9 protein-coding genes and 1 pseudogene are annotated in these 13,819 nt (G+C 68.4%); 5 read left to right on the top strand and 5 right to left on the bottom strand.

Translation table 11 applies throughout. The annotated features are described in order from the left end of the window. Positions 1-33: 33 nt before the first annotated feature. The 4 genes and pseudogenes from K7957_RS03060 (at position 34) to hflX (ending at position 5,733) form a co-directional block, all read left to right on the top strand. Positions 34-2,283, top strand: a complete 2,250-nt coding sequence (locus K7957_RS03060) for a sensor histidine kinase (RefSeq protein ID WP_223010487.1) — start codon at positions 34-36, stop codon at positions 2,281-2,283. A gap of 6 nt (positions 2,284-2,289) precedes the next feature. Continuing rightward, entirely contained in the window at positions 2,290-3,660 is a 1,371-nt protein-coding gene (ntrX, locus tag K7957_RS03055) for a nitrogen assimilation response regulator NtrX (protein ID WP_223010486.1), read from the top strand. Positions 3,661-3,929: 269 nt separating this feature from the next. Continuing rightward, positions 3,930-4,430 (top strand): annotated as a pseudogene (gene hfq, locus K7957_RS03050) (RNA chaperone Hfq); the annotation flags it as partial. Positions 4,431-4,440: 10 nt separating this feature from the next. Then, positions 4,441-5,733 carry a GTPase HflX gene (gene hflX, locus K7957_RS03045; RefSeq protein WP_223010484.1) on the top strand — a complete coding sequence of 431 codons (1,293 nt, stop codon included), beginning with the start codon at positions 4,441-4,443 and terminating at the stop codon, positions 5,731-5,733. Between the two features lie 125 nt (positions 5,734-5,858). On the opposite strand, the gene mazG is transcribed toward hflX, so the two are convergent. From mazG to K7957_RS03020, 5 genes are all read right to left on the bottom strand, one after another. Further along, positions 5,859-6,677 (bottom strand): nucleoside triphosphate pyrophosphohydrolase, encoded by an 819-nt coding sequence (gene mazG / locus K7957_RS03040; protein WP_223010483.1) that lies wholly within the window; start codon positions 6,675-6,677, stop codon positions 5,859-5,861. 39 nt (positions 6,678-6,716) lie between these two features. Further along, positions 6,717-7,181, bottom strand: coding sequence for a VOC family protein (locus K7957_RS03035; protein ID WP_223010482.1), 465 nt, complete (start codon positions 7,179-7,181; stop codon positions 6,717-6,719). A gap of 114 nt (positions 7,182-7,295) precedes the next feature. Next, complete coding sequence (locus K7957_RS03030) at positions 7,296-8,630, bottom strand: amidohydrolase (RefSeq protein WP_223010481.1); 1,335 nt, start codon at positions 8,628-8,630, stop codon at positions 7,296-7,298. 54 nt (positions 8,631-8,684) lie between these two features. Beyond that, positions 8,685-9,587, bottom strand: coding sequence for an alpha/beta hydrolase (locus K7957_RS03025; protein WP_223010480.1), 903 nt, complete (start codon positions 9,585-9,587; stop codon positions 8,685-8,687). 72 nt (positions 9,588-9,659) lie between these two features. After that, positions 9,660-10,940: a glycoside hydrolase family 130 protein gene (locus tag K7957_RS03020; protein ID WP_223010479.1), complete on the bottom strand. Its 1,281-nt coding sequence runs from the start codon at positions 10,938-10,940 to the stop codon at positions 9,660-9,662. A gap of 1,607 nt (positions 10,941-12,547) precedes the next feature. On the opposite strand from K7957_RS03020, the gene K7957_RS03015 reads away from it, so the two are divergent. Further along, positions 12,548-13,600 (top strand): alpha/beta hydrolase family protein, encoded by a 1,053-nt coding sequence (locus K7957_RS03015; protein WP_223010478.1) that lies wholly within the window; start codon positions 12,548-12,550, stop codon positions 13,598-13,600. The last annotated feature ends 219 nt before the right edge of the window (positions 13,601-13,819 follow it).

Here is a 13,819-nt window from a genome sequence, read left to right as displayed (position 1 = left end):
TCTGTGCAACACCGATGTTGTAGCGGAGGAGCGATGATCGCGGGAGTCACTCCCTCCTCTCCCACCACGTCGCCCGCCCACCGGCGGCCGACGGTGACGCCGGCGCTGGAGCTAGCGGTGCTGGCGGTGGCGATCGCGATCGGCGTGGGCAGCTATTTCTCGGTGCGCGGCGAGGGCGGTACGGCCGCGCTGATCGAGCCGCCGGTGGTCGCGCTGCTGCTCGTCGCCAACCTCGTCGCCGGTATCGCCCTCATGATTCTGCTCGGGCGCCGGATCGCGCTCAACCGCGCCGCACGCTCGCCGGTGGGCGGGGAGGGGCGGCTCCATGTCCGGCTGGTGCTGCTCTTCTCGCTTGTCGCGGCGGTGCCCGCGCTGCTGGTGACGATCTTCGCCTCGCTGCTGTTCCAGTACGGTGTCCAATTCTGGTACTCGGATCGTGCGCGCGGCATGTTCGAGAACGCCGCCTCGGTGGCGCAGGAGAGCTACCGCAACGAGTCGGACCGCGTCGGCCGCGAGACGATGACCATGGCGGGCGACCTCGCCGATTATCTTCGCGCCGACCCGATCGAGAGCAAGCGCTTCGCCGCGGGCCTCGCCTATCAGCTCTACCTCCGCAACCTGTCCGAGGCGCTGATCGTCCAGCGCGGGCAGGATGGCGAGCTGCGCACGCGCGCCTTGGTCAATCCCTACGACCGGCAGCTCGAGCGTGTCGTCACCGCGCCGATGGTCGACCAGATCGAGGGCGGCGCGGCATCGGTGGTGGTGCGCTCGGGCGACCGCGTCGGCGTGCTGACCAGGCTCGACTATCAGCCGCACACCTATCTTTACTCGGCGCGCGTGTTCGACCCGCAGCTCGCCAACCAGCTCAACCGCGGCGCGGCGGTGCTCAACGACTATCGCCAGCTCATCGCGCGCGCGCGGTCGCTCCAGCTCCAATTCAACGCCGCGCTGCTGATCGTCTCGCTGCTGATCGTCGGCGTCGCGGTGTGGATCGCGCTGGCGGTTGCCGACCGTCTCGTGCGCCCGGTCGGCGCGCTGGTCGACGCGGCGCGCCGGGTAGGGGAGGGCGACCTTTCCGCGCGCGTGCCCGAGACGCCCGCGCGCGACGAGGTCGGCACTCTCGCCACCGCCTTCAACAGCATGACCGCGCGGCTGGAGACCCAGAACACCGCGCTGGTCACCGCCAACACCCAGCTGGAGAACCGCCGCGCGCTGATCGAGGCGGTGATGTCGGGCGTCTCGGCCGGGGTCATCTCGATCGACTCGCAGGATCGAACGATCCGGCTGGTCAACAGCTCGGCGCAGACATTGCTGGGGCTCGACGCGCCGCCGGTCGGCCGCGTGCTGCGCGCGGTCGCGCCCGAGCTCGACGCGATGCTTGACCAGGGCGCGCGCGAGGCCAACGTCCAGCACAATGTCCTGGGCGAGATGCGCACCTTCGCGGCGCGGATCGCGCGCGACGGTACCGGGCCGATCATCACCTTCGACGACATCACCCAGCAGCTGACCGACCAGCGCCGCGCCGCCTGGGCCGACGTCGCACGTCGCATCGCGCACGAGATCAAGAACCCGCTCACCCCGATCCAGCTCGCCGCCGAGCGGTTGCAGCGCCGCTACGGCAGCAAGATCGAGGCGGGTGACACCACCTTCGCGCGGCTGACCGACACGATCGTCCGCCAGGTCGGCGACCTGCGCCGCATGGTCGACGAATTCTCCTCGTTCGCGCGCATGCCCAAGCCCGTGTTCCGCGAGGAAGCGCTGGTCGACATCGCACGCCAGACGATGTTCCTGCACGAGGTCGCGCACCCCGGGATCCGTTTCCTGCTCGAGCATGACGAGCCCGCGCCGACGCTGGTGTGCGACCGGCGTCAGCTCGGCCAGGCGCTCACCAACATCGTCAAGAACGCGGTCGAGGCGGTCGAGGCCGCCGATGTCAGCGAGGGCGCGGTGACGATGGTGTTGCGCGAGGGGGAGGGCCGCGTCGTGATCGAGGTGGCCGACACCGGCGTCGGCCTCCCGCTTGAGCGCGACCGCATCGTCGAGCCCTATATGACGACACGCGCGCGCGGTACAGGCCTGGGCCTCGCGATCGTCAAGAAGATCGTGGAGGAGCATTTCGGCACGATGACCTTCGCCGACCGCGCCGGCGGCGGCACCGTGGTGACGCTGTCGTTCGACGCGTCGCTGCTCGCCCCGCTCGCCGCCGAGGACTCCTCTCCGCCCGGCGCAGGCTCCACCGACGACGATCGCACGATCGCCGCATTGACAAGAAATCGGATCTAGACAGCTATGGCGATCGACATCCTCGTCGTGGACGACGAACTCGACATCCGCGAACTCGTGGCCGGCGTGCTCGAGGACGAGGGCTATGAGACCCGCATGGCGGGCGACAGCGACGCCGCGCTGGAGGCGATCGCGACGCGTCGCCCCAGCCTGGTGCTACTCGACGTGTGGCTGCAAGGCTCACGCCTCGACGGGCTCGACCTGCTCGAGGAGATCAAGCGCCGCGATCCCTCGATCCCGGTGTTGGTGATCTCGGGCCATGGCACGCTCGACACCGCCGTCGCGGCGATCCGCAAGGGCGCCGCCGACTTCATCGAGAAGCCGTTCCAGGCCGAGCGCCTGCTGCTGATGGTCGAGCGCGCGACCGAGACCGAGCGGCTGCGCGCCGAGGTGGCGAGCCTACGCGCCGCGTCCGGCCGCGGCACCGACCTCACCGGCAGCTCCACCGCGGTCAACGCGGTGCGCGCGACGCTCAAGCGAGTCGCCGGCACGGGCAGCCGCGTGCTCATCGTCGGTCCCGCCGGTGTCGGCAAGGAGGTGGCGGCGCGGCTGCTCCATGGCTGGAGCCAGCGCGCCCACGCCAATTTCGTCATCGTCAGCACCGCGGGCATGAGCCCCGACCGGGTCGAGGAGGAATTGTTCGGGGTGGAGGAGGGCGGAGACCTCGTCCGCACCGGCCTGCTCGAGCAGGCCCACGGCGGGACGCTGTTTCTCGACGAGATCGCCGACATGCCGCAGGCGACGCAGGCGCGTATCCTGCGCGTGCTGACCGACCAGAGCTTCACCCGCGTCGGCGGCACGCGCGTGGTCAAGGTCGACGTGCGCGTCGTCTCCGCCACCGCGCGCGACCTCTCGCTCGAGATCGCAGACGGCCGCTTCCGCGAGGACCTTTTCTACCGCCTCAACGTGGTGCCGGTGACGATCCCGCCACTGGCGGAGCGGCGGGAGGACATCCCGGCGCTCGTCGAGCATTTCGTCGCGCACTACGCCGCCGAGCGCCGCGTGCCCGTGCCTGAGATCGCGACCGACGCGCTGGTCGCGCTTCAGTCCTACGACTGGCCGGGCAACGTGCGCGAGCTGCGCAACGTGGTGGAGCGGACCATCATCCTCGCCCCCGGCGACCGCATCGGGCGCATCGACCTGGATCTCCTCCCCGCCGAGGTGCTCGGCGGCCACGACGCCGGCCCGGGCGCGACCGCGATCATGGGCGCGCCTTTGCGCGAGGCGCGCGAGACCTTCGAGCGTGAATATCTGCGCGTTCAGATCCGGCGTTTCTCGGGCAATATCTCGCGCACCGCGAGCTTCATCGGGATGGAGCGCTCGGCGCTGCACCGCAAGCTCAAGCTGCTGGGGATCACCGAGACGCGGGAGGAGTAATCGCTCTCAATCGTTCCGCTCGAGCAGCCGTCGAGCTTGTCGAGGCGGTGGGGGAGGTGCCATGAGCGCCAACCTCTCGACGGGCGGCTTCTCGGCCTCGCTCGACGCCTGCTCGAGCCGTACGGGGAGGTCTCGCGCTCCGCCGCAACCACCGTCGCCCCCCACCTAGACGCGCCCACACTGAGACCCTAACTTAACCCTTCCGCTTACAGCGCGACCCACCCGACGCCGACAACGGCGCACCCTGCGGGGAACCTCCCGCCAAGAACAAGGACCTTCTCATGGCCGACAAGCAGACCTCGCTCCAGGACCTTTTCCTCAACGCGCTGCGCAAGTCCAAGACCCCTGTCACGATGTTCCTCGTCAAGGGAGTCAAGCTCCAGGGCATCGTCACCTGGTTCGACAATTTCTCGGTGCTGCTGCGGCGCGACGGCCAGTCGCAGCTGATCTACAAGCACGCCATCTCGACCATCATGCCCGCCGGCCCGATCGATGTCGCCGGCATCGTCGGCCAGCTCGGTGAGGGCAGCAAGAAGCAGCTGCTGCAGGACATCTTCCTCTCCGCGGTGCGCAAGTCGGAGGATCCGGTGACGATGTTCCTCGTCAACGGCGTGATGCTGCAGGGTGCGATCGCCGGTTTCGACCTGTTCTGCATGCTGCTGCAGCGCGACGGCATGTCGCAGCTGGTCTACAAGCACGCGGTCTCGACGATCCAGCCCTCCCGCCCGCTCAACCTGGCCGAGGAGCAGGCCGGGGGCGAGGACGAGTGAGGGTGGGCGCATGAGCACCGGCTTCGAGCGCGACCGGGACGAATTCTCCCGCGGCGCGCGCGCGATCGTGGTCTATCCCGACCTCGGCGGCTCGTCGCGTGACGCCGAGGCACGGTTGGAGGAGACGGCCGGCCTCGCCGAGGCGATCGGCGTCGTCGTCACCGACCGCGTCGCGCTGCGCATCCGCACCCCGCGCGCCGCGACGCTGATGGGCGCCGGCCAGATCGAGGAGCTCGCCGCGCGCGCGCGGATGGAGGAGGCCGGGCTGGTCGTCGTCGACGGCAGTCTCACCCCGATCCAGCAGCGCAACCTCGAGACCGCGCTCGAGACCAAGGTGATCGATCGAACCGGGTTGATCCTCGAGATCTTCGGCGAGCGCGCCGCCACCGCCGAGGGTCGGCTCCAGGTCGAACTCGCGCACCTCGACTATCAGTCGGGCCGGCTGGTGCGCAGCTGGACCCACCTCGAGCGCCAGCGCGGCGGCTTCGGCTTCCTCGGCGGCCCGGGCGAGACCCAGATCGAGGCCGACCGACGGCTAATCCGCGACCGCATGGCGCGGCTGCGGCGCGAGCTGGAGCAGGTGACCCGCACGCGCGGACTCCACCGCGAGCGACGCCAGCGCGCGCCTTGGCCGGTGATCGCGCTGGTCGGCTACACCAATGCGGGCAAGTCGACGCTGTTCAACCGGCTCACTGGCGCACACGTGATGGCCGAGGACCTGCTCTTCGCCACGCTCGACCCGACGCTGCGCCAGATCACCCTGCCCGGCATCGACAAGGCGATCCTGTCGGACACGGTGGGCTTCGTCTCGGAGCTGCCGACCCAGCTGGTCGCGGCCTTCAAGGCAACGCTGGAGGAGGTGGTCTCGGCCGACCTCCTCATCCACGTCCGCGACGTGGCGCACCCCGACACCGCGGCGCAGAAGGCCGACGTCGAGGGCGTGCTCGCCGACGTCGGCGTGAGCGAGACGACGCCGCGGATCGAGGCGTGGAACAAGCTCGACCTGCTCCACGGCGAGGCCCGCACCGAGCTGCTCGACGAGGCGGCGCGGCGCGACGACGTGGTGGCGCTCTCGGCGCTGACGGGGGAGGGAGTGGACGATCTGATCCGCCACGTCGCCGACCTGCTGACGCGGGGCCACCAGCGCTACGCCGTCGCGCTCGACGCGGCGGACGGGGCGGGCGCGGCGTGGCTCCACGCCAACGGCGAGGTGCTCGACCAGCATGTCGAGGGAGACCGGGTCCGCTACGACGTGCGGATGGCGCCCGCGGTGCACGAGCGTTTCCTGTCGCGGCAGGCGTGAGCCGTTAACGTCACCTCGATGGGAGGCCGCCACCCTCTCTGCGTTCGCCTCGACTAGCCGTCGAGCTTGTCGAGCCGACGTATCGAGAGGTCGTCGCCCGCGGCCCCGCTCGATACGCTCGATCCCTATGCGAGGCGAACGGAAGTGATTGACCCATCGACCGGGTCAGTCGCCGCGTCGGCTTTCTTCCCCGCCTTGACCTGCTGCCACAGCGCCTCTTTCTCCTCCAGCGGCAGCGCCGCGAAACCGGCGCCGCCCGCCGCCTCGATCGCGCGGAAACGCCGCTCGAACTTGGCGTTGCCGGCGCGCAGCGCCTCCTCCGGGTCGACCCCCAGGTGTCGCGCCCAGTTCACCAACGCGAACAGCAGGTCGCCGATCTCCTCGACGCGCTCGGCCTGATCGCGCGCGGCCTCCACCTCGGCCAATTCCTCGTCGACCTTGGCGCGCGACCCGCTCGCGTCGGGCCAGTCGAAGCCGGTGCGCGCGGCGCGCTTCTGCAACTTCTCCGCGCGGATCAGCGCGGGCAGGGCCACCGCGACGCCGTCGAGCGCCCCGGCCGCGCCCTTGTCGGCGCGCTCGGCGGCCTTGACCTCCTCCCAGAGGTGATGGCCGCCCTCGGCCCGGTCGCCGAAGATATGCGGGTGGCGACGCTCCATCTTGTCACTGATCGCGGCGGCCACGTCGGCCAGCGCGAAGGCACCGTCCTCCTCGGCGATACGGCTGTGGAACACCACCTGGAGCAGCAGGTCGCCAAGTTCGTCGCGCAGTTCGTCGACCGCGCCGCGCGCGATCGCGTCGGCGACCTCATAGGCCTCCTCAATCGTATAGGGTGCGATCGACGCGAAGGTCTGCGCGCGGTCCCACTCGCAGCCGCCGGGGCCGCGCAGCTTTGCCATGATCGCCACCAGCCGATCGATCTCGGCGCTCGTTCGCTGCTCGCTCATGCCGACGCGGCTAGCAGCGGATGGCGTCCGGGGCCAGCGTCAGCGCGGCGGGCGGTCGGCGGCGTCGTTGACCTCTACCCAATAGCCGTCGGGATCCTGCGTGAAGATCTGGCGGACGCCGTCGGTGCGCGTGCGCTTGATCGCCCCCACCTTGCCGGCATAGTCGGTCCAGGTGCGGCCGGTGTTTCGGAGATAGGCGAGGACGGGATCGAGGTCCTTCACCGTCAGCGCGAAGTGGATGATCCGCGGGGGCGGAGTGAAGGGCACCTTGATCGCCTGAATGTGCAGCTCGACCCCGTTGCCCAGCCGCAACCAGCGCGGGCCGCCCGGCGCCGCGTCGAGCGGCGCTGGGATCTCGCTGAGCCCGAACGCTTCCTCATAATAAGCGACACTGCGCGCCTGATCGGTGACGTTGATCGCGACGTGGTTCATCGTCGCCTGTGCCGCCGCCATGCTCGGCACCAGGCCTGCGACCGCGACGAGCACGGCCAACGACACTCGCATCATCCTCTCCTCTGTCTTCCGAACATCGCGCTCCTGCGCGCGCACGAGCCGAGAGCAACAAGCGTGGCGGCTAGCGCCCGAAGGCTCCTGCCTCGACAGGAGCCTATGATCCCCTCACGCCCCGCTCGCCTGACCTGGCTTGAGCAGGTCGAGCACCGCGGCCGTCATCGCGGTGGCACCGGTGGTCACCACGGCGCGCGGGTCGACCTTGAACAGGGGCGAGTGATGCGAGGGCACGGGTGGGCCGCCGTTGGCAGCGGCGTCGAACGCCGCCTGCTGGGTGCCACCGACCGCGAAATAATAGCCCTTCACGCCGAGCTCGGGCTGGACGAAGGCAGCGAAATCCTCCGCGCCCATGCCTTTCTGCTGGAACGGGATAACCTTGTCGGCGCCGAGCGTCGCCGCCATCACGCCGTTGAGCCGGCGCGCCAGCGCGGCGTCGTTGATCGTCGTCGGCGTGCCCTCGATCACCTTGACCACCGGCATCTTGTCGGCGGGCATGCCGTTGAGCTCGCCGATCCCGTGCGCGACCCGCTCGATCCCGGTGAGCAGCTGCTTGCGCGTCGCCTCGTCGTTGGCGCGGACGGTGACCTGGAGCTTGGCCTCGTCCGAGATGATGTTGTGCTTGAGCCCCGCGTGGAAGCTGCCGACGGTGATCACGCCGGGGCGCAGCGGCTGGCGCTCGCGGCTGATCAGCCCCTGCAGCGCGATGACGAGCTGGCTCGCCATATAGACCGGGTCCTTGCCGGTATGCGGACTGGCGCCGTGCGCACCGATCCCCGGCACGGTGATGTCGACGCTGTCGGACGAGCTGTACTGGATGTCCTCGGACGCCGAGACGGTGCCCGCCAGTCCCTCCGAGTTGGAGTGATAGGCCAGTGCGTACTGCGGCTTGGGAAAGCGCGTGTAGAGCCCGTCGCGCAGCATCGCCGTCGCGCCGCCGACGCGCTCCTCGGCGGGCTGGACGACGAACACCACCGTTCCCGTCCAGCGCTCCTTGAGCGCGGCGAGGCGTCGCGCGGTGGCGAGCAGCCCGACGATATGCGTGTCGTGCCCGCATGCGTGCATCACCGGCGCTTCGACCCCGTCGACGCCGACCTGGCGCACCGTGCTCGCGTTCGGCAGCCCCGATTTTTCCGCGACGGGTAGCCCGTCCATGTCGGCGCGGACCAGCACCACCGGCCCCGCGCCGTTGCGCAGCACGCCGACCACGCCGGTGCCGCCGACCTTCTCGGTCACCTGCATGCCAGCGACCGCGCGCAGCGCCGCCGCCATCCTCGCCGCGGTGCGCACCTCCTTGAACGACAGCTCGGGATTGCGGTGGAAGTCGTCCCACATCGCACCGAGCGACTTGTCATAATCAGCGTCGATCGCCGCCGCATAGTCGGGCGCGGCGATCGCGGGCGTGGTGACGAGCGACAGCGCGGTCGCGGCGAGCAGGTAGCGCATGTGATTTCCCCTTCGCGCCCAGCGTAGCGACCGCGCGGTGCGACGCAACGCCGCTCAGCGCCCGGCGGGCCGCGGCGCCAGCCAGCCGCCGTCGGCGAGCCAGTCGTACAGCCGGTCGGGCCAATGAAGGACCGAGAGCCGCTCGGACTCGTCGAGATTGAAGGCGTGGCCGCTGTCGGCGTACATGTGCAGCTCGGCCGAGATGCCCGCGCGGCGCAGCTGCTCGTACAAGGCGACGGTCGGCGCGGCGCAGCACGCGTCGCGGCTGCCGGCGACGAGGAAGGCGGGCGGCGCGGTCGCGATCGCCGGCGCCGGTACGCCGCGCGGACCGGGGAAGACGAGCACCTGGAAGTCGGGTCGGGCGGACAGTGAGTCGATCGCGTCGGTGTGCGGCCGCCCCGCGGGTTCGGGATGATCGGCGACCTGCGTGACGAGTTCACCTCCCGCGGAGAAGCCCATCGCGCCGACCCGCGCCGAGTCGATCCCGTATTCGGCGGCGTGCGCGCGCACCCAGCGGATCGAGCGACGCGCGTCGTCGGCGGCGTCTCCCTCGACGGTGTAGGTCGAGCCGGACTCGTTCGCGAGGCGGTATTTTAGCACGAAGGCGGTGATGCCGGCGCGGTTCAGCGCGGTCGCCACCCTGGTGCCCTCGTTCGTCCACACGAGTAACTTGTGGCCGCCGCCCGGCAGGATCACGATCGCGGCACCGTTGCGCTTGGCGGCGGGCGCGGGGAAGGGGATCAGCGACGGATCGTGGATGTTGCGCACCCAATAGTCGCGCGCGACCTCGGGCTCGACGCGGCGGCGCCCGACGCCCGGCGCGCCGTTCGGCCACAGCGGGATCCGGTCATAATGCGCCGTTTGCTCGGGCAGCGGATCCTGCGCAGCGGCGCCACCGACCGTCACCATAACCAGCGTGGCCGCCGCCAGCAGGACTCTCCCGTTCCGCCACCGCATCTTTATTCCTTGGTAAGTGACAATTACTTATCAAGCATGGCTGGGGAAAAGTGGCAATCCGATCCGGGAACCCTAGCGCATCACGCTGAGCAGATCGTCGACGCTCCCGGTGGCGAAAGCGGTATGCTCGTCACCGATCGCATAGGGCAGCAGGATGCGGCGGCGGTGCAGCAACGCGCCGCAACTATAGGTGACGTTGGGGACATAGCCGCCGCGCTGCTCGGCGCTGGGGAAGAGCAGCGGGGAGGGGGTGCGCGCCAGCACCCTGCTCGGATCCTCGCGGTCGAGCAGGCAGGCGCCGACGCAATAGCCGCGCACGAGCCCGACGCCGTGGGTGAACACCAGCCAGCCCTCGTCGAGCTCGATCGGTGAGCCGCAATTGCCGATCTGGACGAACTCCCACGGATATTCCGGGCGCATGATGATCTCGCCACGCTCCCAATGGTGCAGGTCGTCGGAGCGGAGCAGCCAGATATTCTCGTTGTCCTGCCGCCCGAGCATCACGAAGTCATCGCCGATCCGACGCGGGAACAGCGCCATGCCCTTATAGCCCGCCATCGCGCCGGTGAGCGGGCGCATCTCATAGGTACGCAGGTCGATGCCGCGCAGCAGCTCGGCGCGCGCGACTTTCCCGTCGAAGGCGGTGTAGGTGCCGATCACGCTCTGCGTGCCGTCGTGATCGGTGAAGCGCACCAGCCGCAGATCCTCCACGCCGCTGCGCTGGCTCGGCAGGATCGGAAAGATCACAGTCTCGGAGATGTCCTCGCTGTCGTCGGAGCGGAGCCGCACCCAGCCGGCATCGTCGTCGCGCTCGATCCGCGGCGGCACGCCCTGCGCGCTCGGCGGATCGACGGTGAGCCGGGTGCCGCCGTCCCAGCTGCCGGAGCGGAACGTCACCGAGGAGATATGGCCCTCGCCGACGCCGCGCAGCGACAAAAGGAAGGAGAGGCGGTCGTCGTCCGGATCCTGGTCCGGCACCGCCACGATCGAGGGATTGAACAGGGCCGCGCTCTCGAACGCATATTCCTGGCTGAAATAGGCGCCGATCAGCAGCCGATCGCGCTCGGCGGTGACGTCAATGCCGATCGCCTCGCGCACCTCGTCGAAGCGGCGCAGGAAAGCCTGGTCTACGTTGCGGTGACGCGGCCGCATCGCCTCGTGGAGCAGGCCGAGCATACGCTCGCGCATCGGTTCGCCCAGCGCCATCAGCCGCGCCGCCACCGCGCCCGCCCGGCTCGGCTTGCCCGCGGCGAACGCCTCCGGATAGTCGAAGCTGAACGGCCGAACCACCGTTCGCGCGGGATCGGGTTTGAGCTCGAGATCGAGCGTGGTGAAGACCTCGGCGGCGTCCATATCAGCCCTCATGCTGGTTGCGCAGCCGATAGCGCGCAGGAGGTTGCTAATATCCATTAGGAATGATTGCCGACGTGTTCCGCTCCGCGATCCATTGTTGCCGCCAGTTAGAAAAGACACATTCTCCGCTAGATAGAAATGACACCGCCTCGTGGCAGCGGGGGCAGCGTGGAGCCCCCCAAGCAGCGCAGCGCTGCCCCCGCTAAGGCGGTGGACTCTCGGCTCTTGCGCCCCTGGACCCGCTGCGACAGCAGCGGGCTCGGTCACGCGGTGGACGGCCGGAAGCGCCCCGAACTAGACCTTCACCTGCGATCGGGTTCGTACGCGATCCGGACACCGGAGACCTCGCTCTCTCGCTTGAAGAACCTCGATCCAGCGGAGAATCGAACGAGCAATTGGCGAGGTCCAACCCACTTCATGTCGGCCCAAGGGCCGCCCCATTCGCCCGCCCGCGCGACGCCATGATCGTCATCAGCGATAAGGGTGTTCCCGCTGCCCGAGAGCTCCTCCGCGTCGTTCAAAACCGAGACCTGAGTGGAGAAACTCGTGGTAGCTCCGCAATCACGTTGGAACAGCACCGCCTTGTGCCGCCCGTCTGGAGCTGCGGCCTGGCTCAAAACTTCGTTAGCGCAGCCGTCAGAACACGCGGTTTGCACTAGGAGGGCGAGCATTGGCGATATGATCTTCAGCATGAGCAAAGGGTACCCTCGCGCTACCGCCCGTCAACGCGAGCCTGGCTCCACATGCGTCGTCGCAGCGAAGCCAACAATCGCCGCAGTCCTCCAGCGAAGATGTCCGCTACCGCCCATTTGCAGACATCCCGAGATTCGTTACTCCCGCCTACATGGACGCTTGGTACGTCGCTGATGCGCTTCTGCGCGGGAGCGACATCCCCTCTGAGAAGCTGCGCACGATCGCGAGAAACGGCGACCACGCTGACGCGCTCTACGTCCTTCTTTTCAAGGAGGTTTCGGGACGTTCGTCGGTAGCCGACGTCCGGAAGGCAGTTTCAGAGACTTGCCCAGTTGAGCTCGTGGAATCATGGGTTCGCGTCATTAAGTATATAAGAGCACCTAACCGACGCAGCCTCGCCAGTTTGGTCGATGCTATACATGCCTGCAACCCAACATCCGGGATCGTTATGCGCCTTTCGAGGCTTGCCATCGTTGGAAGCCATAGGCGGACGTTCGCCAACGTGATTGAAAGCGCAGCTATCGACAATCCATTTTTGGCGGCCGGGCTGGGCGCTGTCTTGTCGGATCTGAGGTCGCAAGTTGGGCCGACGCGGCTGATAGCGAAACGCGATAGACGCCGCCATCGCCGCCACACGTACGTCCGCTAACCTGCCAATCGGGCCAGCGGGACCGCTGCGCGGAGCTCCCGGAAGGCTCGAGCGGCGTGATGAACGGACGGCCGGAGTTGGGAAGCGGGTAGGGGTCGCTGAATGACTGCTTCTGGGTCTCGGCTCGCAAGGAGAGGGAGCCGCAAGCGCCTAATTGCGAATAGCGCCCGGGCGTGGAACTGTGGGCACGTGAAGCCGCCCTTACTGTCGCTCCGGACCGATTAGTGCGGCTTCGATCGATCCGTTCTACCATGAAAGGTCGACCATGAGATTGTTAGCCGTCGCACTCGCCGTGTGCATGACGTGGGAGGCGCCCGTGGTCACAGCTCAGACCACGGCTCTGCCGGAATGGGCGGTGCCGACCGATTACCCAGTTGAACAGCGCGCGATTGTCTTTGAAAACCGTGGTGCCCGCCTGGCTGGAACCCTCTTTATCCCCACGGGCACCAAGCCGCGCGCCGCCGTGATCGCCCTGCATGGTGCACAGGTACCGCTCCGAAGCGATCCCTTGTACCGCCACCTGACGGAGGCGTTGCCACGTCTCGGCATTGCGGTTCTGCTCTACGATCGACGTGGATCAGGCGCATCGACCAGCGGTGGCGCAGCGCCGGGCAACTTCGACTTGCTGGCCGACGATGCAGTCGCCGCTTTTGCCCGATTAAGCGGGGAACGCGACATCGATCCGCGGCGCATCGGCTTCTGGGGCCTGTCACAGGGCGGCTGGCTGACCATCCTCGCAGCGCGCAAGGAGCAACGCGCGGCTTTCGCCGTCGCTGTGTCCGGTCCGATAGCGGCCGCTGACGTTCAGATGAATTATGCGGTGTCCAATATCCTCCGCATACAAGGCAAACCTCAGGCGGTCGTCGACCGTGCGATCGCGGCGCGCACGGCCGTCGATGACTATGTGCGCGGCAAGGGGGCACGCGCTTCCGCCGAGCGCGCTGAGGCAGGCATTCGGAGCGAGCCTTGGTACGCTGACACTTGGATCAAGGGAAACATCGACGACCCTGAGTGGCGGCAGCAGATTGGCAACGACCCCATGCGAGCCTTGGTCGGCTCTCGTGTCCCGACACTGGTGATGTTCGGCCAAGCCGATCCATGGGTGCCAGTGGCAGCGTCACTCGCAGCTCTGCGAGCCCACTCGGCCGAGCTGCCACAGGTCACGGTGCGTGTGATCGACGGCGCGGACCATGCGATGATGCTGGGCGTGCCGCCCGCCCGCCAAGTCGATGCGCAGTTCGCCACTTTAGCGGCGCCTGACGCGCCGGCCTATTTCGCTCTTCTGGGAGCCTGGCTGCAGAAGACCATCAATCCCTGATCGTCCATCCGCGGCAGGTCGCTTCGATAACGTGGTCCCGTAGCTGCACGTGTGATCCACTCTCAGCCGGCGAGCCCAGCCGCTCTCCGAAACGCTCAAAGGCCTCAAATGCCGAGATGAATGAGCGGCCGGAGTTGGGAAGAGGGTAGGGGTTCCTTATTGACCGACTCTGGGTCCTCGGCACAAGGGGGCAGGGGGCCGCGAGCGCCCACAGTCAGT

Origin of the sequence: Sphingomonas yunnanensis (genome assembly GCF_019898765.1) — a bacterium.
Classification (GTDB): domain Bacteria; phylum Pseudomonadota; class Alphaproteobacteria; order Sphingomonadales; family Sphingomonadaceae; genus Sphingomonas; species Sphingomonas yunnanensis.
This window is presented reverse-complemented; position numbering and strand designations above follow the sequence as displayed.

Bases quoted from the DNA above. Each gene is read 5' to 3' on its own strand.
- K7957_RS03060 (WP_223010487.1), top strand. From the start codon at position 34: ATGATCGCGGGAGTCACTCCCTCCTCTCCCACCACGTCGCCCGCCCAC.
- ntrX (WP_223010486.1), top strand. From the start codon at position 2,290: ATGGCGATCGACATCCTCGTCGTGGACGACGAACTCGACATCCGCGAA.
- hflX (WP_223010484.1), top strand. From the start codon at position 4,441: ATGAGCACCGGCTTCGAGCGCGACCGGGACGAATTCTCCCGCGGCGCG.
- mazG (WP_223010483.1), bottom strand. From the start codon at position 6,677: ATGAGCGAGCAGCGAACGAGCGCCGAGATCGATCGGCTGGTGGCGATC.
- K7957_RS03035 (WP_223010482.1), bottom strand. From the start codon at position 7,181: ATGCGAGTGTCGTTGGCCGTGCTCGTCGCGGTCGCAGGCCTGGTGCCG.
- K7957_RS03030 (WP_223010481.1), bottom strand. From the start codon at position 8,630: ATGCGCTACCTGCTCGCCGCGACCGCGCTGTCGCTCGTCACCACGCCC.
- K7957_RS03025 (WP_223010480.1), bottom strand. From the start codon at position 9,587: ATGCGGTGGCGGAACGGGAGAGTCCTGCTGGCGGCGGCCACGCTGGTT.
- K7957_RS03020 (WP_223010479.1), bottom strand. From the start codon at position 10,940: ATGGACGCCGCCGAGGTCTTCACCACGCTCGATCTCGAGCTCAAACCC.
- K7957_RS03015 (WP_223010478.1), top strand. From the start codon at position 12,548: ATGAGATTGTTAGCCGTCGCACTCGCCGTGTGCATGACGTGGGAGGCG.